This window comes from Anaerolineales bacterium, assembly GCA_015075725.1.
Taxonomy (GTDB): domain Bacteria; phylum Chloroflexota; class Anaerolineae; order Anaerolineales; family Villigracilaceae; genus Villigracilis.
Genome location: JABTTV010000001.1, coordinates 1363493 through 1385704 on the forward strand (window position 1 = coordinate 1363493; position 22212 = coordinate 1385704).

Consider the following 22212-nt stretch of genomic DNA (forward strand, 5'->3'; position numbering starts at 1 on the left):
ATGAATTCCAAACCCTTGTTCGACGAAGCCGGGAACGAATATCAGCGCACGCGCATGATGCAATGGGACAGGAACGCCGTCAAACGCGATGCCTGGAAAGGCATGGGCGGCTGGTATCACAAGCGCCTTGCTGAATGTTACAAGTTTCTTGTCAGTCCCAAACAGCGCATCCTGGAGGTCGGATGCGGACTTGGTGATCTGGTCGCAAGCCTTGAGCCATCGCGCGGCGTCGGCGTGGATTTTTCCGCCGAAGCCATTTCGCGGGCAAAGGAACGCCACCCGCATCTCGAGTTTCATCAACTCGACGCCCACGACCTTTCAGGCCTCGAAGGCGAATTCGATATCATCATCTTTTCCGACGCCATCAACGATCTTTGGGATGTCCAGCGCGCGCTCGAACAGGTCCGGAAGTTCTGCGTTCCACACACACGGCTGGTCATGAATTTTTACAGCCATCTCTGGCAGCTTCCGCTTGCCATCGCGCAAAACCTGAACCTTGCCACGCCCATTCTGAGTCAGAATTGGCTGACCGTTCCCGATGTGACCAACCTTTTGAACCTGGCGGGCTTCGAGACGATCCGCAATTCGAACGAGATCCTCTGGCCCCTGCCGCTCGGCGGATTTGCCAATCGTTATCTTGTGCGCCTCTGGCCCTTCCGCGAATTTGCCCTTTCCAATTTTGTGATCGCCCGCCCGGTGCCACAGCCGGTAAAAACAAATCCAAGCGTTTCGGTCGTCGTTGCGGCACGTAATGAAGAGGGCAATATCAAAAGTATTTTCGAGCGCGTGCCTGTAATGGGATCGAAGACCGAACTGATCTTCGTCGAAGGACACTCGCGAGACAAGACCTACGAGACCATCGAGAAGGAAATGCCGCTTCACCCCCGGACCTCGAACCTGCTCTTCCGACAAACGGGCATTGGCAAAGCTGATGCGATTCGTCTCGGCTTCGAAAAAGCCTCCGGCGACATTCTAATGATCCTCGACGCCGACCTGACCGTTCCTCCCGAAGACCTTCCGCGCTTTTACGAGGCCATTGTCTCGCGGAAGGGAGAGTTCATCAATGGGGTGAGGCTTGTCTACCCGATGGAAAAGGAGGCGATGCGCACCTTGAACTTCATCGGCAACAAGTTCTTCAGCATGGCGTTTTCGTGGTTATTGGGGCAGTCCATCAAGGATACGCTCTGCGGCACCAAGGTCATGTGGAGGAAAGATTACGAGGATATCGCCGCCAACCGTTCCTATTTCGGCGATTTCGACCCCTTTGGCGACTTCGACCTGATCTTCGGCGCGGCAAAACTCAACCTGAAGATCGTCGACCTGCCCATCCGTTACCGCGAGCGGACCTACGGCACGACCAACATCTCCCGCTGGAAGCACGGCGTCCTCCTGTTGAGGATGGTCTCCTTCGCAGCCAGGAGAATCAAATTTGTCTAAATATCATGCTGAGTGGTGCCTTGCGCCACTCAGCATCGCAGAGACCCTTCGCTTTGCGTAGGGTGACAATTCTTGAAGCAGGAATCCATGGAAACAACACTTCGATTATTGCCATACAAGGAATACAAAGGCGTCGAGAAAATCTACTCTGTGATTTTCTATTACCTGCCCGTCTTCGGTGCGATGTATCGCCGCCGCGTGGAGTTGTGCATCGAACAATGCAAAGGCGGGGACAGCATCCTTGAGGTCGGATTCGGCAGTGGTCTGACTTTTCTTAACCTGAACGACATGTATAAAAAGATTCATGGGCTCGACCTGACCTGCGACGTGAATGTCGTAAAAGGGGTTTTTGCCCCTCATGGTCTTTTCCCGGACCTCCGTAATGGAAATGTGTTGGAAATGCCTTATGAGGACGGTCAGTTCGATACTGTCCTTTTGATCAGTATCCTTGAACACCTTAAACCGGACGAACTCCAGCAGGCGTTCAAAGAAATACATCGCGTCCTCAAACCGGGCGGACAGGTCGTATACGGCGTGCCAGTGGAGCGCCCTTTTATGGTCTTCATGTTCCGCCTGTTGGGATACGATATCCGCCAGCATCATTTCTCCACTGAAAGGGACGTGGAGCATGCTGCGGAAACAATGCTCCGGAAGATTTCCGTCAAGGCGATGAAGTCCATCCCCTCGTTTTTCGGGAATGTTTACGAAATCGGTAACTTCATCAAACCGGTATAGTTCATGGGCATCGAGCTTCACAACGAACTGATCGAAAAGAATCATAACTTATGGAAACGTAAACCATTGTTGCATATGGTCTATATGGAGCTTTATCGTGAAATGAGCGGATATCTTAGCGCCGCTGCAGGGAAGACGGTGGAGCTTGGATCAGGGATGGGAAGCATTCATGAAATCATCCCGGAATGCATCCGTACCGACCTTTTCCCCTATCCCTGGATAGACCAGATCGAAAATGCTTATCGCCTGAGTTTTGCCGATAATTCAATCTCCAACCTGCTCATGACGGATGTATTTCATCATTTGCGTTATCCCGGCACCGCGCTGACCGAATTCCTCCGCGTTCTTGTTCCAGGCGGAAGGGTGATCATCATGGAACCCGGGATGGGTTTGCTTGGCAGGCTCGTTTATGGGATTTTCCACGTCGAACCGATTGCTTGGAACAGGGAAATCACTTGGTTCGCCCCCGATGGCTGGCACGGGGACGATCCGGATTATTACGCGGCACAGGGCAATGCCGCACGCATATTTGTCCGGAGACGATTTACGGATCGTTTGAATGGTTGGAATATTGTTGAAGTGAAACAGATTCCGGCTCTCGCCTACGCCGCATCCGGTGGGTACTCGGGACCGCAACTCTACCCGACTGTGGTGTATCCCCTGATCAAATGGATCGAAAAGTCGCTTCAACCCTTCCCGGCGTTGTTCGCCACGCGATTAATGGTTGTGTTGGAGAAGAAGGCGTAGCCTGGCATTCTTCCTGGATTGTCCGTTCAGGACAGGCTAATGCCTATAGGGCGTGTTCTCTCATCGGCGTTATCTCACCCGTTCAAAGATTAAAATATCCGGGTTGACGGCGGTGAGCGATACCTGCGGCAGATAGGGCGGCAGTCGATAGGTGAATTCCCTCAGCAGGCGGAATGACTCCACTTCACCGGCGATTAAACGCTTGAAGAAGTCGCACTCCCCGGGCGTGGTGGCGCAGATCGTGTCGGAGTAGAAACGCCCGTAAGTAAAACTATCGATCACGAAATAATCCGTATCGCGTTCAAGCAATCCCTTTTCTGCCTGGTTATACTCGAACCGCCCGCCGGTTGGCACTTCATCCCCTTCCCATTCGATGAAATAGATCGGATAGTTATGCGCGCGTTCGAACCTGCGCTTCTCGACCATCGGGGGGTAAAGCGTGTATTCGATGCTTTTTTGATAGCCGCGAATCGAAGCGATATATTCCGTGGCGGGGATGCGGGAGTCGTTCAGGAACAGCAGGGAGATGCTCACAATGCGCAGGGCGGAATAACCGAGGCCGAGAACCAACAGCGTGATCAACACCGGATGGACAAAGACCAGTTTCCTGTCCGAGGTGAGGCGGAGAACTTCATCTATCATCAACGAACTGAGGATCGCCATGAAGGGAATGAAAGGGATGAAATATCTTCCGATGTAGTTGATCGAGATCATGAAGGGCAGGTCGAAGATGAGAAGGATGAGCAGAAACGCGCCGATGGTTGACCCCAAGCCGTTTGCGAAAGTGGTTCTTCCAAATATCCAAAGAAGCCAGCGTAGGGCAAACCAAACGATGCCTGCGAGGAAAATGTAATAACAGAAAATGCCGACCGTTTCTTTGAGGACAGGCCATTGACCGATCAGACCGAGTGGCGTTCCCGTGTTGAAGCCGTAATTCGTAAGGTTCCTCAGGGCAGGAAAGACGCTCGAAAAATAATCCACCGGCGAAATAAGGGCTCTCGGGGTTCCAAACCCGTAACCAAGATAGGATATGACCCCGCCTGCAATCAGTTTGCCGATCATGGAGAGCCATTGGGTTTTGATGCTTTTCCAATTTGCGGCAAGATAAACGATGACTGGCAGGATGATCAGACTCCCTCCCGTATATTTACATGACGCCGCCAGACCGACCATCAGGAAAGAGAGGTACAGCCAGCGAAGCGAAAGGGTTTTCTGGTAATGAACGACAAAGAATGCCGAAAGGATAGTGAACACAAGCAAATACATATCGTTGTGGGCGAACCGGCCATTTTCTGCTGCCGCCCCGCTGGCTATGTAGAGGAGACCGGCGAGAAAGGCAATGCGCTTTCGCGCGCCGATTTTCCGCGCAAGATAATAGATCAATACGCCCGCGATTGCGCCGAGAAAAGCCGAGAAGCACCGCGCCGCCACGATGAACGCAAAAGACGAGCGTCCCGTGCCGTAGGTGATCGAGCCGATGGCGTACATCACATACTTGGGCAGGGAGGGATAGTTGTAGTCCGGTTCGGTCACGTCAAACTGCATTGCGCCGTTGAGCGCCATGTCCACGCGCCAGACCAGTTCATCGGGATTCCATAACGCAGGCGCGCCCCATTGAATGCCGGGCAGGGATGCGACAAGGAATAATACGAAGAGGGTCAACGGTAAAAGAAATTCGCGCCTAGAAAAGAACATATTGATTTTGTTTTGCATTAACGTTTCTCTTTGCTGCCCGAGCGTCTATCGATCTTCATCTGCAAGGTCTGAAGACGCTGCACTCCGTATGGCTCGCGCGCAATCACATGAATGAGCGTAATCGCGTCCACGTCGTCCTTGCCGGTCTTGAACTCCGCGTGAATCTTGTCCTTTGCCTTGCGGAACTCCCCCATCAACCGTTCCAACACCGTAATCTCGACCTTTACAAAATTCGCCTCGAACACGCGCTTGTAATCGTTCAAACGATAGCGGTTCAAATTGCTGGTCGGGTTGAGAAAATTCCTCCAGGTCTTTTCCGAATACTTCAACATCTCGAACGGATACTTGAAGAAGTGATCGCGCAAATCCACAAAATGCAAATGGATGCCGCCGGGCGCGGTCAACTTCGCCAGGGCATTGGTGATACCCGGCACATCGTCCAAATGCTCAAAGACTGAGGTGCTGAGGATGATATCTGCCTGCGCGATCTGCCTTTGGATGGATTCCTCCCGAATATCTCCATGAAGCAGGCTGATGTATTCGCTTCGCGGCTGGACCTCATCCTGTTCCACTTTCAGGTAACTTCCATACTCTGACAGTAGTTCGCGATTTCGTTCTGTATCCAATAGGACAAAATGGTCGCACAAAACCACATGCGCCGCGCCGCGCTTGAGCAGATCCACGCCGACGGCAAAACGGCCGCCATAACCGAAGACAAGAACTCGTTTACCTTTAATATCCACTCCCTGCGCAGAGAGGGCCTCGATATATCTCTGCGACGCCGCGAACGGGTCGGTGGATTCCAGCCCGGGTTTGATGATCCAGCGGCGTTTGAGAAGGAAGCGGGCCAATCCCTCTGGCATGAAGTGACGGACGAGCCGAAGGAGGAGGTATCGGATGTTCATGGAGTTATTCAGTTGGCGGTTTCGGCGGGATGTATTGCGAACATTCATCCGGCACAGGTTTGGGGACGAGCAGCATCACGTTGACTTCTTTGTACGTCTGGATTTCCTGATAATAACAAAGCACGGGGATCGATACCCAATTGACCCAGGCATTATTCTCCTCACCGAATTCGAACGAACTGTCCTTGACGGGGGTTCGTAAAGGCTCGGTGATGATAAGTGAGAAACGCTGGCCGGTAATATCCCTGTAGAATGGCGAATAGTATTCATAATTCGTGCTGAGCGCCTCGTTCATCAAAACCTTTTTCTCGTACTCGGGAATGAACTTCGCTTCATGGATGTAGCCGAACGTCAACAACTGGCGCTGATCCATGAAAAGCACATCGCCCTTCGCTTGATACTCATTCACAGCCTCCTGCATTTCCGTCAAGGCTGTTTTGACGGTGGCGCTGTCCGGCAGCATATCGAAGGATTTGGCTTCAATTGCTGTTTTATCGGTCAATACCAGCAGGGTTTCGATTTCATCGCCGTGATTGTAGGAACGTAACTGCATGGCGGGAGTGACGGAGGGTAGGACGAGGGTGGCTATTAGGGTAAATCGTACCCAGCCGGGCATTTCGTTGTTCAGCACCGCCTCCCTCCCGCCGTTGATCCATGCAATGAAGACCGTGAATGCCATGCCGATCAGGAACATATCCATGTTGTGCAGGTCGCCGCCTCCGCCGATCTTTGTGCTGGCGACCAGCCCGACGACGAGAAAGGCAAGCAAGGGACCGGCAATGGCAAGTTTCTGCCAGATATTCAACCGCCATTTTTTCGACGTCGAAAGCCATGTCAGGATAATTGTCACTGGCAGGACAGCGATGAGCAAGCCGAGCAATATCCCCGTCCCATAGGTGGGGTTGGGAAGCAGGCGGTACCACAACAACGGTTGGTCGGTGACGGCGTACGCCACAAACTCGGATGTAACACCCGTGCTGGTGATCTGTTCGGTCACATCGGCGATGTTCGGCGCGACTGACGGAGAAGCGGCGATGTGAAGGAGAGGCATCAATTTCGGGAGGAGGTATCCACCAAAGGCGCCGCACAAGCCCAAAGCGATTGCCCGAACCCAATGGGACCGATCCAGCCTCCCGTCACGCAAGGAGGCGCCTGCCAGTTCGAGCATCCCGATCCATAAACCGGGAGCGAACAGCCAGGTGAATCGACTCGACTGGGCAAAATATCCCACATAAATGATCAAGGGGATTGCCATCCACAATGGTTTACGCCAGAGAAAGATCGTGAGTGCTGCGGCGAGCACTAGCGGCGAATGAATGGGACCCTGCCGTAAGAAAAGAAAGACCCATAGAGTCATCAACACCCAGATGCGGGTGTTTTTATCGGCAACAATATAGGCGGCAAGCCCGACCAAAAAATACGGGAGAATAAGCGTAAGACCAATCCACATGCGGACGGTCTCAATGGTGACATTGGGTATTATGAATGGAAGACCACCCACCAACATGCGCCCCGAATCAAGCAAAACATAAATATCCTGATCATCAGCAATGCCATAGCGGTCACGCCCAAAACGCATGGAGTAATCCCAAATGCGGTTGCCTTCGGACCAACCCAGCGAGAACGGATAATCCGTTACATTTTGCAGGGAAACGGCGATCGTGAATGCGCTCGATGCAAGGATAAGGGATGCAAGAAGCGGCTTCCAATCGATCAAAGAGTCGCCGCGCGTAATGAAATAAGAAAGAAGAAAGACCGATACCGCCCACAATAACAAGCGGAAATATATACCATCGAAGACAATGCCCCACATGGTGCGTTGCAGGAACCACGACGGAAGGACTAGGAACGCGGCAATGAACAACCAGCGCAGTGCGGAGATTTTGTTTCGGAACGAGATCAGTTTTTGAAAGGCGGGGAATATTTCTTCGCGGTCGAGAACTGCAAGCCCGGTCACAGTATAAAGCGCAATGGAAAATAATACAAAAAACCCGAATAGTGCAAACCACCGAAGAGAAAATTCTCCGATTGCCCTACCTGTACCCCACGCCACGTCATGGAACTCGATACATGCGCCGACGAGAATCCATGCGGAGGCAGTGATCGCGATCCATTTTCCAAAATCGATTGACGAACGCTTCATCCTTAACCTTTTTCTGACTGTGCTACGCGACTTTCCCCTCGCCCAAGCCTTGTTCGATGACCTGCAAATATGCTTCGCACATGCGGTCGGTCGTATAAGTGCTCAAGACTCGTTCACGCGCCGCCCTGCCCATGCGTTGACGGTCTTCCGGCGAGCGGAGCAATTGGATTATAGCCTGAGCCAACTCTACCGGAGACTCAAGCGCCACCAAGAGTCCATGTTCACCTGATCGGACGACTTCGTCCACGCCTTCGACCCGCGTTGCGATCACGGGAAGCCCCGCCATCATGCCTTCGAGCAGGGCCATCGGCAGTCCCTCCCAACGCGAAGGCAGGACGAAAACATCAGAAGCCGCGAGCAGTTCGGGGATTTCATCCCATTGACCTAGCAGCCTGACTTTATGTTGCAGATTCAATCTTTCGATCTGCGCTTGTAATTCATCATGCAGCGGGCCCGCGCCGCATATCCCTGCAACGGCGCGCGGATTTTCCTTTGCAACCACGGTCATGGCTTCGACGAGATATTCATGCCCCTTTTCGAAAACGAGCCGCCCGACTGCTACAAGAAATATTTCATCCCGGTTTATATTTAGCTTCTGCCTTACTGAATCCCGGTCGATGTGGCTTACCCCAAAGGGCATGATGGCATTGTAAATTGTGGCGATTTTGTTCGGGTTAACCCCGACATCGATGGCATTTTTCCTTGTGCGGGCAGAGGAAGCCACAAGTGTTTGAATCACACCGCGATTGACGAGGAAAGTATGCAACCCCTCGCGCCATCCGGACATGCCGCGAATCTCACCGAGATGCGTACCCACGCGGGCGCGAATCCCTGCCAGTTTGGCAAGCGGCATTCCGAGCAAATTACTGTCGTGCGTGAAGGTAATGATGGCGTCATAGTTCCCGTGTTTAAGAACGCGCCATAATTTCATCAGACCAGAGAATAATTTTGGCAGGCTACGAAGGTCGCCCGCTTTTTTATCGAAGGCTTCGAGATTTCGAATTTCAAAAGGATAGACCCTCGTCCATTTTTCATGCAGGTTGTCGCGGTCGTAGAAAAAAAGGACGGTCACTTTATGTCCACGAGATTGGAACCAAAGAGCCTGTTCCAGCAGAAGTTTCTGCGCGCCTCCCACCGCCATTTGTGTGCCGAGAAGAACGATGGAATATGACGGCATTGATTTACTTGCGCTCATTTTCCAACAAACGGACTATGTTTTGTGAAGCCTTGCCATCGCCAAAAAGATTTGGGCGGGTGGCAGGCACGGCAAAATCTCTAACCGCATTCAAGATCCTCCCCCGTTCTGTTCCAACGACCACATTCCAACCAGCTTCCACAGTTTCCACCCATTCGGTCTCTTCGCGTAAAGTGACGCAAGGCGTACCAAACCAATAAGCTTCTTTTTGTACACCGCCTGAATCTGTCAGGATTAAGCGGGCGTTCTTTTCCAGCCAGAGCATGTCAAGATAACCAACCGGCTCGATTAATTTGATATTCACGCCGGGAGTAACTCCTGCCACCTGAATCGCCTTGCGCGATCGCGGATGGACCGGGAAGAGGACGGTTTCGCCAAACATCGAAAATGTTTCAAGGATGTTCAGCAATGTATTTGTATTGTCCACGTTTGAGGCGCGATGGACTGTCGCCAAAAGGAACTGTTTTGATTTCAAATTTAATGAATTTAGGATCGTGGATTTCTTTTCCGCTCTTTTAGAGTGGCGCAAGACTGCATCGTACATCACGTCGCCGACGATATGCACGCCTGAGGTCACGCCTTCGAGTTTGAGATTATCCACTGCTTTTTGCGCCGGGCAAAATAATAGATCTGCGACATGATCAGTCAGCACTCGATTGATCTCTTCCGGCATCTCACGGTTGAAGCTGCGCAATCCCGCTTCGACATGCGCGACAGGGATGTGCAGTTTCGAAGCGACCAATGCGCCTGCCAGGGTGGAATTCGTGTCGCCATATACCAGCACCCAATCTGGCTTTTCCCTCTCGAAGATGGGCTCCATGCGGATGAGCATTTCACCCGTCTGCACAGAATGCCCTGCCGAGCCGACCTCAAGGTTGTAATCCGGTTCCGGAATATCCAATTCCTTGAAGAAGACTTCCGACATGCGTTCATCATAGTGCTGGCCCGTATGTACCAGAACTTCGACATGTTTTTCGCGCAGGATGCGGCTGACGGCCCCTGCCTTCACAAACTGCGGACGCGCCCCTACCACTGTGAGAATTCTCATAAAAGATATTCCATTTTTCGATTTGAAAAGCGACGGGATTATAACAAAAGCAATTCCTGTCATTGCGAGGGCGGTGTTCTTCCGCCCGAAGCAATCTAAGGATTAGCTGGAAGATTGCTTTTTACAAATTTGCTCGAAGAACTCCAACCGAGTCTCTTCTTTTTTACGCTGGTCGAGATGCGGCGCGACTGTATTGATATTTATCCGCCTGCCGACCATGTTATACGCAAACTGGCGGATGCGCTCCCTATTCTCTGCCACATTCCTTTCAGTGTTCGGGATGCGGAGAATCGTATCGAGTTCAACATCGTGCAGATCTGTATCGTGATACGCGATCACGACCGGGATCCCATACGCCAGCGCTTCGCGGACTTTCAGCACAGATGCCTCCTGCATTTGATTGCGATGCAAGGCAAGCGTTCCAAGTGCAACGTCGGTTTGCATCAATACATCTCGTATGCCTTCTTTGTCGAGAAAACCGTGCAGTTTTATGTTGGATGGCGCGGGCATGTGCAGGTCCTTTTCAGAGTAACCAGCCAAATTCACAAATACATCCGGCGTCTTCTCTGCAAATTCCATCAATTTATCGACACCGTGCCATTTCATGCCGGGCGAGCAGACCATGGTGATAACCGGCTGCTTGTTATTTGTCGGTGGCAGCATCTCCGCCTGGCTCAGGTCAATGCCGTTGGAGATGACGCGGAACGGCTTGTCGCGCTTCGGCATTAGCACGTCCACCAACTCATGGGAGGGGAAAATGATTCCGGAGGCAGGACCAAACGTCAGATTGCGTGTGAGGCGGTTCATCCAATAGAAGAACGCGCCGCGTTTATGATATTCCTGCCGGTCGTCGGAGTTCGTTTCCAACAAGACAGGCGCAATTTCAAAGAGACGATGCAGCGGGTATGAATACAGCCCAAAACGCAGGTAGATCACATCCGGCTTATATTCGCGGATCGATTCCAACATCTGCATCAGACCAGAGGCGCGATTTATCTCGCGCTTTAGGAGATTGGTCTTTGCATCGAAGATAAATTGACGTTCATCCGGAAAGGGAATATCCGTTGGCGTGAGGCTAAATAGGGTTACTTCATGACCCAGCCAACGCCAGATGTTCATTTGCGTCCTGATCTTTTTCCCCACCCCGCCCTGCATGATCCCCGGCGCAACGTGGATTGTTACATAGGCAATACGCATTATTGAAACAACGCCATCACTTTCTTGACAGATGGAATCATGGCTTGAATAATGGGCTGCTCCATGAAATGTCCATAAGAGGGGTAGTCCCAATAACTCCTTTTGGGAGCGTTCATCACGGTATTAAATTCTTCATCACTAAAACCAAGCTTCTTCGCTACATACTCCCGATCTTCCTCCTGCATGGAGGGTGAATAGGTGGGAATCTCTAATTCTTCCAGAGCTTGTTCGCGGGTCATTTCACCAGAACAGATCAAACTCGATAGATGGCAACGCCTTTTATCATAACCAAACTTTACCGGCAAAATATAACCCTGATAAAAACGCGTATAGATCGACTCATAATGTTTTCCGCCATAATAACGCCAGCCAAGTTCTTCTTGTAAAACGCGCAGGGCTTCCTTCTTGGTATAGTGAACATAATCCAAAATTGCAATGCGCTTCTGGGTGATCATGCGCATGTAGTAGGTGAAAAAGCCAAAATGTGGGAAGGTCTTCAACGGGCGTGTTCCGAAGCGTTTGTGCAGTTCACGAATATATTTCCAGTCGAAATGTCCTTCGGACCAGGCGCTGGGAAGATGGGTTTCTGTGCGCACATTATTCCCAATGAGAATGTATTTCACCCCGAGTTTCGCCGCCATATTGCCAAGGATGGCAACGATGGCATGGTCTGTGGGGATTTCAGAGTCAGGCGTGGAGGCTTTGAGAAAGGCAGATTGAATATCCCGAAATTCTTCCCAATCAAGGACCTCGGTATACAGGTCGATCTCCAACCGCTTGAGCGTCTCTTCGATATTTTTGACGGCGAGTTCTGAGTCCCAGCCGTTATCCAAATGAAGGGCAAGTGGGCGCAGTCCAAGTTTCTTTACGAGATATGCTACATAGGTGCTATCGACACCTCCGCTGACTCCAATCACACAATCGTATTGCTTGCCCTGCCCGGCGCGTTTAATATCCGCCACCAACTTCTCAAGGCGTTGACGCCCCGCCTCTCCATCAACAATATGTTCACGGACGAGTCGGTCATACGTATGGCAATGATTGCATACACCATTTTTATCAAACGTAATCTCAGGATCGCTGGTGTCCATCACACAGCGCTTGCACATTCGGTATTCGGTCATTTAGATAAATTCCTTCAATTCTTTCGGTGTGGGGTAACTGATCAGCACACCACGCAATGGACCTTGGAAGACGAAGATACTGCCTGCTGCCGCCGCAGAAGCGTGACCTTGTTTGATGACTTCGGAGACATCGAATAAATTCCCGGCTCCTCCGCAGGCGACGACTGGTACTTGAACCGAATCCGCCACCTTGCGGACGAGTTCAACATCGTAGCCTTGCATCGTACCATCGCGGTCTATCGAGTTGATGATGATCTCACCTGCACCCATCTTTTCCATTTCGACAGCGTGCTTTACAGGATCAAGCCAGGTCTTCTTCTGTCCGCAATGCGTGAAAACTTCATACTTGCCAAGAAGCCCTTTTTTGACATCGATCGAGACGACCGCCGCCTGACTGCCCGCATGGTCTGCGGTTTCGCGAATCAGGGAGGGATTCTCCACCGCAGAAGTATTCATGATCAACTTCTCGATGCCGATGCTGAGCAGTTTCCGTACATCATTCATCGAGCGGATTCCGCCGCCATACGCCAGCGGAATAAACGCTTCGCTGGTGATGTTCTTCAACAAATCAAATTGTGGTCCACGATTTTCAGGTGTGGCAGTGATGTCAAGTAGAACGAGTTCGTCTACTTCTTTGTCGTTGAAAATGCGCACGATGTTGATCGGGTCGCCCAGATATTTCGGTTCTTTGAACTTGACCGTTTTGACCAAGCCCTGTCCCCTCAGTAGCAAAGCAGGAATCACACGTGGACGGATCATCGAATATTCTCCGCAAAATTTTTGAGCAGACGCATTCCAAAGCGATGGCTTTTCTCCGGGTGAAATTGCGTACCCATGATATTGCCGCGCCCAAGAATAGAGTGAATATTCACACCGTAATCTGTTTCTGCCAAGACCGCATCCATATCCTTTGCCACCACATGATACGAATGGACAAAATAAAAGCGCGACTCAGAATCCCAATCCGCAACGAGCGGATGCTCACGCACAACATGCGCTCCATTCCAACCCATGTGCGGGACTTTGAGATGGGCATTCTCGCCGTCGAACTTGAATCGAATGGTCTCCGCATCGAACCATCCCAAGCCTGCTTCGCGTCCCTCTTCACTGCCCTTGGTCATGAGTTGGAGTCCCACGCACAAACCAAGCACAGGGATTTTCTTCTCCAAAACAAGTTCACCTACAACAGGAACCAAACCCGTCTCATGGAATTTGCGCATCGCCGCGTCGAACGCGCCAACGCCGGGCAGGATCAATTTTTCGGCATCTTTTATCACCACCGGGTCTGAAGAAGCGACAGCTTTTGCGCCAACTTTCTTAAACATATTGACGATGGAACCGAGGTTACCAACGCCATAATCCACAACGACGATCATGCCGCGCTCACTTTCTCAGTCTTCTCACGGAACATGTTCAGTAAAGACTGTGCCTGAACCAACCGCCACGCTTTGTGGATGCGATTCTTGTCACCAGTTTGGAAAGCAGACTCCAAATCAAAATTCACACGCTTGCCATCCCAGAATGGGGATGATTTGAAATCAGCAGAAGAAACTGCATCCTTGATAAATAGATGCCCGCGCGGGGAGTCCCAGCCTTCATCCAGATTTGGAAAGCCGAGTTTTTTCGTGCGGGTACGGATCGAGTCGGGCAAGATACCTTTCATCGAATCGCGCAGAATCTGCTTGGTGTAGCCGCCGCCAATTTTATGAGCGGATGGGATGGCAAAGGCAAAGGTAACCAAACGCCAATCCATGAACGGTGAGCGGACTTCAACTCCGTGCGCCATGGAGAGGCGGTCAAAATCACGCAGGTTCATGGGCAGGTGTGTAAAGTGAAAGTCGGTGTAGAGCGCCTTAAAGAGTTCATCCCGTCCGGCAAGACGTGGAGCATCTTGCTCCATTGCGGGCGTAGTGAAGGGCTTGGGTTGGGGGGCCAGCCATGAGGTCCCGTTTGAGGCGGATTTTTTTCCAGTCAAACGATTCTTGACGGCGTTGATATAAGTGTCGAGTCCATGAGTCAGGCTCATGCTATTTCGGATCAATGCGAGTTCGGCATAACGTATCGGGTTGGCGTCGCGCATGGCGGCGAAGACATGCCAGGTGTAGCCGCCAAGCGCTTCGTCGCCGCCGTGTCCGTCGATGGTGACGACCACGCCGTGCTGGCGCTGCATCTTGTGAACAAACCACGGACCAAGATGAATGTCGGACAGTTCTTCGAATTGATAAAGAATTTCGTCGAAGTGTTCGAGATACATGTCCGCGTTCATTTCGCAGTAGATCGGGTTGACGCCAGTCTTTTTGATAACCTCATCGGCATAATGACGCTCATCAATGACCTTGCCGGGCCATGTGCCGATGAATGCCTTCTGCCATTCGTGTGCCATGCGCATGGTGGCATCACCCGATTTGCGGATGTGGCTCATCGAACATAGCACTGAGCTTGAGTCCAAGCCACCGCTGAGGGCAGTGCCGATCGGCACGTCACTTCTCATGCGGATGCGGCAGGCATCGAGGAATAACTCGCGATATTGCGCGACCCGGTCTTCATATTTTTCAGGGACGGTTGGCAGATGATCAAGCGTGTGCCACCAACGTCGAATCTTCATATCGCCATTCGCGTTGAGAGTAAGGCAATGCCCGCCTAATAAACGTTTGAGACCTTGGAATAAACAATCTTCCGCGCCTTCGACCAGAGTTGCATCTTCCAACGAGTTGGCAAGCACGGTCGGGTTGTATTCAGCGCGGAAATTATCAAGCGCAAGAAAAGCCTTCATTTCGGAAGCAAATGCAAAGCGTTTGCCATCGAAAAGATAGATCATCGGCTTCACGCCAAAACGGTCACGCGAGACGAATAGCTTGCGCTCATGGCTATCCCAAATCGCACATGCCCACATGCCATTAAGTTTGAACTGATAATCTTCGCCCCATTTATCGTAAGCGGCAAGAACGATCTCTGTATCTGAATCGGTCTTAAATGAATATCCCAGTGATTCAAGCTCTGCACGCAATTCAACAAAGTTATAGATCTCGCCGTTGAAGACGATCCAATAACGCCCATCCATGTAAGACATGGGCTGGTCACCGGTGTTCAAGTCGATAATGGCGAGGCGGCGGTGACCAAATCCAAGGTTGGCAGCTTCCTCTACATGGATGTCCCAGTCATCGGGTCCGCGATGCGCGAGTTGATTTGTAAAGCGAATCAACACCTCACGATTGACAGGTCTACCGTCCAGATTCCAAAAGCCAGCAATTCCACACATAAAATCAACGCTTCCTTATCTCGACCAGTTTTTGGGCAAACGCCTCAAAGTTGGTCGTTTCATTATATCGTTCCTGCCAAACCTCACGGCTGCCCTGGCGTTTCTTTAGCCATGCCTCACGATTATCACAAACACTCAATAGTGCATCTGCAATTTCATCTGGCGTAGGGTTTGCGCTGAGCAACAATCCATTTTTCTCGCGGACAACTTCCACATTCCCTCCCACCGCTGTGGCAATGACAGGGATTCCGCAACTAACAGCTTCCATCATCGCAACCGATGTCCCTTCGGTGGAACTGACATTGAGGAAGATATCCACAGGGTTAGAAAGGTAAGTTTGCAATAATTCATGCTGGCTTTTGTAACCGGGAAAACTCGCCTTAGCATTGGCTGGGAATTCATTTATAACCCGTTGCGTGTATTGCTGCCTGATTTCTCCCACACCGCCAAAGTGTGTCCATTCGATTCTTTGCGAGGGTCGTTTTTTCGCGGCAGTCATGACGCTTTCAAAAAGCAAATCAATGCGTTTTACTGGATGAAAATTGGAACAAGAGACAAATCGCAGCACACCATCTTCAGATGGTCTGGCAACTCCACCCGGGTCTTTTACGCCAAGCAACGCCGCTTCATATTTCTCTTTGAACTGGGGATATTTTTCCCGCAAATAATTCACGCCAATATCAGAATCGGGGAATAAACCATCGATCAACTCTATCGCCCGCAGACGGCAGGGCCAGTCGCCATAGAGTTCCTCGTATAGGTCATAGCCGTGAGTGCGCGAGATAACACGCAAAGAAGGATACTTCTTCTTCGCCAAACCAATTCCCATTGCAAGTTCGTCAAACCAGAAAGTATTGCAAATCACTTCATCTGCAGAAACACGGTTGGACTGCAACCAATTCTCCATCCACTTGCGGGTTAGGTTTGCACCTGCAACAAAAGAAAATACTCTCCGCAAATAGGAAGGCTTGAGCGAGGAAGGTAAGCGATGCTTTATATCAAGATAAAAATCCTTCGAGAAAACTGCCAATACGCTTTCAGCCAATCGTCTAGCCATCGTAAAAGATTCTGCAAAACTCGTATCCACTTCCACACCATCAGGGACGGGAAGTAAATTTCCCTGTACGATGCGTGGGACGAGGATCACATGCTCGAATCGCTTGCGGAGAAACTCCACCTCACCTTTGAGAAAGGTCTGTTCGGTTGCGTAATCATAGGGGTAGGAATTGGAGAAAAGGAGAACGATCATTCGTTATTTTTCGTTAGGCAAAAACGCTTCACGATGCTTCGCAAACTCTTCAATGGCACGTTCATAATCATCGTGCCTGCCGATATCGAGCCAGTAGCCATCGAAATGGAAGACGTTGACCTTATTCCCATCGCCCATCAACTTCAAGACCAGTTCGGGTAAATCCAGCCGCTCACCTTTGGGGATGTAGTTCAAAATCTCCGGCTCGAAGAGGTAAATGCCCATGCTGACCGAGTAATGATAGGTAGGCTTTTCGATGTAGTTCGAAATCCAGTTATCGTTATCTACTTCGATCACGCCGAGGTCAATTTTTACATCGCGCTGATAGCAAGCCACCGTGGCAAGTGCGCCGCGTTCACGGTGATAGTTGAGCATGGCGCTGTAATCAATGGTAGTTAATAAATCACCGTTCATCACTAAGAAGGTGTCGGTCAAGTTCGGGACGAGGGCAATTGGTCCCGCCGTGCCGAGGGGCTGTTCTTCGCGGGAGTAATCAATTCGAGTATTGAATTTGCTCCCGTCACCGCAGTATGCCATGAGTAATTCGGCGAGGTAGCCGGTTGCCAACGTAATGTCGTCGAAACCTTTTTTCTGCAATTGACGAATCACGATCTCAAGGATCGGCATTTCACCGATGGGCATGAGCGGCTTGGGGAGAACGGTTGTGTACGGGGCAAGGCGGGCGCCCTTGCCGCCCGCAAGGATGACTGCTCGCATATTACACCGTGTATTGGTCGGGTCGGTAGAGATCAATGTGAGCAGAGATCCACTCGATGGTGGCGCGCAAGCCTTCGTCGAGAGAGATGCGGGGTTCCCATCCGATCATGCGTTTGGCTTTTTCATTCGACGCCCACAACTTCATCACTTCGCTTTTGCCCGGTCGCACACGCTGGGGATCAGCCACAATTTTTGGGGTCTTGCCGATGAGTTTGAAAATCTTTTCGGCAAGGTCACCGATACGAATGGTATTGTCGTTGCCGAGGTTGATCTCTTCGCCCAACACACCTTCGGCTTCGGCGACTTTCACAAAACCGTTGGCGGTATCTTTTGCAAAGGTGAAATCGCGCGAAGGCTCAAGGCTGCCGAGTTTGACTTCATCACGTGTGAGCGCCTGCACGATGATGGTCGGGATGACCGCACGCATGGACTGACCCGGACCAAACGTGTTGAAGGGGCGCAGCGTAACCACCGGCGTTTCAAACGAGCGATAAAAACTTTCAGCAATGCGGTCCGCGCCAATCTTGCTGGCAGAGTAGGGCGACTGTCCCTGCAACGGGTGCTTCTCATCGATTGGCACATACTGCGCTGTGCCGTACACCTCACTTGTGGAAGTATGCACCACACGGCGCGTTCCAAAATCTCGCGCCGCCATCAGCACGTTGAGCGTGCCCATGATATTCACATCGATCACTTCACGCGGGTTCACATACGAATATGGAATCGCGATCAACGCGCCAAGATGAAAGACAGTGTCCGCGCCGCGCACAGCGTTGCGCACCGCTTCGTTATCGCGCAGGTCGCCTTGCATGATCTCCACCTGCGAAAGAATTTCAGGCGCGAGCCATTTCAACATACCGAGATCATTACGCGAGTTGTAACGCACAAACCCGCGCACCTGCGCGCCTTCACGCACAAGATGTTCCACCAAATGGCTGGCGATAAATCCGCCTGCGCCGGTGACCAAAACTTTTTTACCGTTCCAATTCATTTCAACTCCACTTTGACCCGCTCACGCCAATCGTTGAGCAAGTCTGCTAAAGATTCATTTAGAGGAATGCGCGGATTCCAACCCGCAGCCTTGTGCAGCTTCTGGAAACTTCCAACCTGCACGGGAACATCGTTCTTTTGAACTCGCGCCGGATCAACCCTAGCCGATAGCTGCTTCTTCGACCTGAGCAGCATCTCACTCAAACATTGCTGAATCGCGACCGAGTTTCCTGAGCAAACATTATAAGTCTCACCGGCTTTGCCTTTTTCTGCGAGCATGGCAAAGGCATGTGCAGCATCTCGCACATCTACAAAATCACGTTTGGCATCGAGGTTGCCGGTGACAATTTCATTTTGCCCCGAAATCTCTGCCAACGCGATCTGGCGCGCAAACGCCGAGCAAGCCAGATCCGGCGATTGTCCGGGACCGAGCAAGTTGAACATCCGCACGATGACCACGTCCAACCCGAACGCATAATGATACCGCAGAGCCGCATTCTCTTGCGCCACCTTGCTAACGGCATACTCTGTCACTGGTCGCAAAGGGGAACGTTCTGTAATGGGTCGTGCGCTCTTGGTTAAGCCATAAACCGCGCTAGAACTTGCCAACACCACCTTGGGTCGCTTCTCCATTTGCATAACCGCATCAAGAAGATTCAGCGTCCCAAACAGATTAGAAGTGTAATAAGCTTGCGGGTCTTGTGATTTGATAATGCCCGCAAGGTGAAACACGGCATCAGGCTGGCAATCTGCTACGGCACGAGTCAGAGCCGCGCGGTCAGAGAGGTCACCCACGAAAACATTCTCTCCCGCCGGGCGGATGTCGAATCCATAAACATTCCATCCCTCGCGGATGAGTTCATCTCTCAGATGTCTGCCAACAAAACCAGAAATACCCGTAATCAATGCGCGTTTCATTTACTAAAAACCTTCTTCACTCCGTTGAACGTGCCGGTCAAGCCTTTGAGGCTGTGAAAATTTACGGCAAACAAACCAATCAAAGCCCAATAATAAAAAAGCCAGCGCCATTTCTCCTGCGCCCAACTCTTGCGGAAGAGATAATCATAGTTGACCACACTCATCTCAGCCCATTGCTGAACTTTGAGACGGTTCATCGGGCTTTCGTTGTGGATGAGAATGGCAGAAGTTTGATAGTAGATTTTATACCCGGCATCGAGAGTCTGTTTTGAAATGTCCACATCTTCCATCAGACCATAATGAGCCAGAGCTTCATCAAATTTTGCTTTCTCAAAAACCTCGCGTCGAAATGCCATGCAACAACCAGAGAGGCATTCGATATATCCGCTTGGCTGGTTTCTGCGTGGATGCGATGGCATACCAGATGGATAGAATTTTCCATTACGAGTTCCTACCACACCGAAGATGAGGCGAATAAAACCAAAGAGTGCAACTTCAAATTTTAACCGGGGTGTGGGCGGTATGTTCTTTATAATTTTGCCACCCACGGCGCCGATCTCACAGTGTATATCACTGACAAAAATTTTCTCCACTTCGGCAAGATAGTTTTTGTTCAAGTCCACATCATCATCGAAGAAAAAAATCAGATCGTTTGAACATTCACTGATGCCGTGATTACGTTGCAAGGTCAAGCCAGGCTGGGTGTGAAAGTAGCGTATGGGGAATGACAGATCAACTGAACCAAAATAGCTTTCAAGTTTTTTTTCGTCCGAAGAATCGACGACGATCAACTCATCTGGCGGGCGAGATTGTGCCACAATGGAAGGCAGAGTCTTTATGAAGTCGTCAAAACGATTTCGAGTGCAAATAATGACAGCAATTTTCATCATGAACTTAAAACCTTCTCAAATATCTCTTTGTGCTTAGCCACAAACTTTTCCAAAGAGAATAAGTCTACAGCCCGTTGACGTGCTTTTTGTGAATACTCTTCTCGGCGGGCATAAACTCGCATTACCGCATCTGACATTGCTTGCGGATCTGGCAGGTTGATCTTATTCCAATCGTGTTGCACATGCACACCAATCCCTGCATCACCGACCAACTCTGGCACACCTCCATTATCCAAGTGGACAACCGGCATTCCCAACGCCATTGCTTCTCCAACCAGCCCTGGCGATGGATCAGCATATTTAGTATGCAGTAAGAGATGCGCCTGTGAATATAGTTTCGGCGCGTCGCTTTGGGCGTAAGTTCCGGTAAAGGTCACATATTCGGTCAGGTTCATATCGTGCAGGGCTTGCTTCGTCCATGCTTCGGCTTCATCACGCGGAAGCCAGAGGTTGCCAGTAACGATCAGCTTTGCATTTGGTACTTCATGATGCAATGCTTTGAGCGTTTGCAACGCCAGTTCAAGGCGATATTTTTCGTATTGGTTGCCGCCTAAAAGTAAGGTCAAGATTTCAGGTTTTGCCTGACAAGCCTCGGGCGAAAAGAGGCGGGTATCCACTGGATTGCAGACGATCTCGCTTGGGGCATCCGGAGGGGAGATATAACGTTCCGCGCTATCTCTGCAAAATTGACTTTGATAAACGATAAAGTCTGCAAAGCTGATGATTTGTTTCAATGAGCGATTCGAGCCTTCATGGTTATCGCCATCCCATGCAGGGAAAGCTACGCCATTTTGATTAACAATTATTTTTAATCCTTTGCGCTTTGCCCGCTCAAGAATTTCGATGTGCAAAGGATGAGCCACACTGCTAACCGCATACAACAAATTGGCGGCAGGAAAATGATGCGGAAAATTCTCTGCAAGATAGGTCAACTTGACAGCGCCACCGTGGGCAAATTCACTGCGCTGCGCAGGAGGGTTGGGAAATTGCGGACTGAGATAGGCGGCTGCAAATGTGTCGGATTTTTGAAGCGCTGAAAGTTGCAAGCGGGCAGGGATGGTCTCCACCCAATCTCGCAAAGCAAACACAGCCCGAAAGAATTTCGGGAATGTGCGCTTGAGAGAGTTGAACATTTCATACTTCATGTTTTAGCCGCGTTCAACAAACCCATCCATGAAACCAGCCCACATCTTCGTTTGTGAATCGTAGGAATTCGCCTCAGCAGTGATACGCCCGGCATTCAAAACCGCGTTCAAAGAATCGGAATCTGAGCGATAAACCTGCAAGGCAAAAGCTGCCAGCCCTTCCGCATCCTCCACATCCGTCATCCACGCATTGACGCCGTGTTGCACGATGTCCATCGCCTGTCCGACGCGCGTTGTAACCAGCGGCACGCCGCTCGCCATACTTTCCAGGATGGCTTTCGGTCCGCCTTCCTGCCGCGAAGCGACAATGTAAAGATCAAGCGCGGCGAACATTCCCGCCATTTCGGGATAATGCTTGTAATAGGCATGTTTATATGGCACGCCCATCTCATCCAGCCCACGCCTTACATAACCGCGCGAGGGTCCCGTCAGCAATACGAACAGTTCAGGGATGTCCTTTTTCAACAAACGGATCGTCGCAAGAAACACATCCGGTCCCTTGATCAATTTCGGCTCAAACCCGTCGCTCCAGCCGACACCGTCCTTTTGGAACGAACCGACCACGAAAGCGGATTGGGGAATGCCCAATTTCTCGCGACTTGCTTTTTTTCGTTCCGCTGTCTGTATTGGAAAATAATCAAGGTTGATTCCGATTGGAATCAAAAAAACTTTGGAAGGGTCAATGCCTGTGCTTACAGCGACATCCCGCATCTCGGTATGAGTCACCTGAATACGGGCGACATGTTTGTGATGAGTGCGCAACCCGTTGTACACACGATCCATAAGTTCATCGCCGGTGTTCGGCAAACCATGAAAGT

20 protein-coding genes are annotated in these 22212 nt (G+C 50.9%); 3 read left to right on the forward strand and 17 right to left on the reverse strand.

All coding sequences use genetic code 11. The annotated features are described in order from the left end of the window. From HS100_06535 to HS100_06545, 3 genes are all read left to right on the forward strand, one after another. Entirely contained in the window at window positions 1-1437 is a 1437-nt protein-coding gene (locus HS100_06535) for a glycosyltransferase (GenBank protein ID MBE7433553.1), read from the forward strand. An 87-nt stretch (window positions 1438-1524) separates the two neighbouring features. Next, the gene (locus tag HS100_06540; GenBank protein ID MBE7433554.1) at window positions 1525-2172 is read left to right on the forward strand and encodes a class I SAM-dependent methyltransferase; all 648 of its coding nucleotides are present in this window, start codon (window positions 1525-1527) and stop codon (window positions 2170-2172) included. 102 nt (window positions 2173-2274) lie between these two features. After that, complete coding sequence (locus HS100_06545; protein ID MBE7433555.1) at window positions 2275-2919, forward strand: class I SAM-dependent methyltransferase; 645 nt, start codon at window positions 2275-2277, stop codon at window positions 2917-2919. A gap of 69 nt (window positions 2920-2988) precedes the next feature. On the opposite strand, the gene HS100_06550 is transcribed toward HS100_06545, so the two are convergent. From HS100_06550 to HS100_06630, 17 genes are all read right to left on the reverse strand, one after another. Next, window positions 2989-4632 (reverse strand): phospholipid carrier-dependent glycosyltransferase, encoded by a 1644-nt coding sequence (locus tag HS100_06550; GenBank protein MBE7433556.1) that lies wholly within the window; start codon window positions 4630-4632, stop codon window positions 2989-2991. Further along, on the reverse strand, window positions 4632-5519 hold the full coding sequence (locus HS100_06555; protein ID MBE7433557.1) for a hypothetical protein: 888 nt from the start codon (window positions 5517-5519) through the stop codon (window positions 4632-4634). Before HS100_06555 ends, HS100_06550 begins: the two co-directional genes overlap by 1 nt. 4 nt (window positions 5520-5523) lie before the next feature. Then, complete coding sequence (locus HS100_06560; GenBank protein MBE7433558.1) at window positions 5524-7662, reverse strand: hypothetical protein; 2139 nt, start codon at window positions 7660-7662, stop codon at window positions 5524-5526. 22 nt (window positions 7663-7684) lie between these two features. After that, window positions 7685-8839: a glycosyltransferase gene (locus HS100_06565; protein ID MBE7433559.1), complete on the reverse strand. Its 1155-nt coding sequence runs from the start codon at window positions 8837-8839 to the stop codon at window positions 7685-7687. A 4-nt stretch (window positions 8840-8843) separates the two neighbouring features. Next, complete coding sequence (wecB, locus tag HS100_06570; protein ID MBE7433560.1) at window positions 8844-9905, reverse strand: UDP-N-acetylglucosamine 2-epimerase (non-hydrolyzing); 1062 nt, start codon at window positions 9903-9905, stop codon at window positions 8844-8846. A 102-nt stretch (window positions 9906-10007) separates the two neighbouring features. Further along, a complete protein-coding gene (locus HS100_06575) occupies window positions 10008-11024 on the reverse strand; it encodes a glycosyltransferase (GenBank protein MBE7433561.1) in 1017 nt (338 codons plus the stop codon). A 77-nt stretch (window positions 11025-11101) separates the two neighbouring features. Next, window positions 11102-12226 (reverse strand): N-acetyl sugar amidotransferase, encoded by a 1125-nt coding sequence (locus HS100_06580; protein MBE7433562.1) that lies wholly within the window; start codon window positions 12224-12226, stop codon window positions 11102-11104. Next, entirely contained in the window at window positions 12227-12985 is a 759-nt protein-coding gene (hisF, locus tag HS100_06585; protein ID MBE7433563.1) for an imidazole glycerol phosphate synthase subunit HisF, read from the reverse strand. It lies immediately after the preceding gene. After that, on the reverse strand, window positions 12982-13602 hold the full coding sequence (hisH, locus tag HS100_06590) for an imidazole glycerol phosphate synthase subunit HisH (protein MBE7433564.1): 621 nt from the start codon (window positions 13600-13602) through the stop codon (window positions 12982-12984). Before hisH ends, hisF begins: the two co-directional genes overlap by 4 nt. Continuing rightward, the gene (gene asnB, locus HS100_06595) at window positions 13599-15485 is read right to left on the reverse strand and encodes an asparagine synthase (glutamine-hydrolyzing) (protein ID MBE7433565.1); all 1887 of its coding nucleotides are present in this window, start codon (window positions 15483-15485) and stop codon (window positions 13599-13601) included. Before asnB ends, hisH begins: the two co-directional genes overlap by 4 nt. 4 nt (window positions 15486-15489) lie before the next feature. Continuing rightward, complete coding sequence (locus tag HS100_06600; GenBank protein MBE7433566.1) at window positions 15490-16542, reverse strand: glycosyltransferase; 1053 nt, start codon at window positions 16540-16542, stop codon at window positions 15490-15492. A 195-nt stretch (window positions 16543-16737) separates the two neighbouring features. Further along, the gene (locus tag HS100_06605) at window positions 16738-17451 is read right to left on the reverse strand and encodes an NTP transferase domain-containing protein (GenBank protein ID MBE7433567.1); all 714 of its coding nucleotides are present in this window, start codon (window positions 17449-17451) and stop codon (window positions 16738-16740) included. Window position 17452: 1 nt separating this feature from the next. After that, window positions 17453-18442: an SDR family NAD(P)-dependent oxidoreductase gene (locus HS100_06610; protein ID MBE7433568.1), complete on the reverse strand. Its 990-nt coding sequence runs from the start codon at window positions 18440-18442 to the stop codon at window positions 17453-17455. Next, on the reverse strand, window positions 18439-19359 hold the full coding sequence (locus HS100_06615; GenBank protein MBE7433569.1) for a GDP-mannose 4,6-dehydratase: 921 nt from the start codon (window positions 19357-19359) through the stop codon (window positions 18439-18441). Before HS100_06615 ends, HS100_06610 begins: the two co-directional genes overlap by 4 nt. Further along, complete coding sequence (locus HS100_06620) at window positions 19356-20246, reverse strand: glycosyltransferase family 2 protein (protein ID MBE7433570.1); 891 nt, start codon at window positions 20244-20246, stop codon at window positions 19356-19358. Before HS100_06620 ends, HS100_06615 begins: the two co-directional genes overlap by 4 nt. After that, on the reverse strand, window positions 20246-21382 hold the full coding sequence (locus HS100_06625; protein ID MBE7433571.1) for a glycosyltransferase family 4 protein: 1137 nt from the start codon (window positions 21380-21382) through the stop codon (window positions 20246-20248). The genes HS100_06620 and HS100_06625 overlap by 1 nt, the downstream gene beginning before the upstream one ends. Before the next feature lie 15 nt (window positions 21383-21397). Further along, window positions 21398-22168, reverse strand: coding sequence for a glycosyltransferase family 4 protein (locus tag HS100_06630; protein ID MBE7433572.1), 771 nt, complete (start codon window positions 22166-22168; stop codon window positions 21398-21400). Between the last annotated feature and the right edge of the window lie 44 nt (window positions 22169-22212).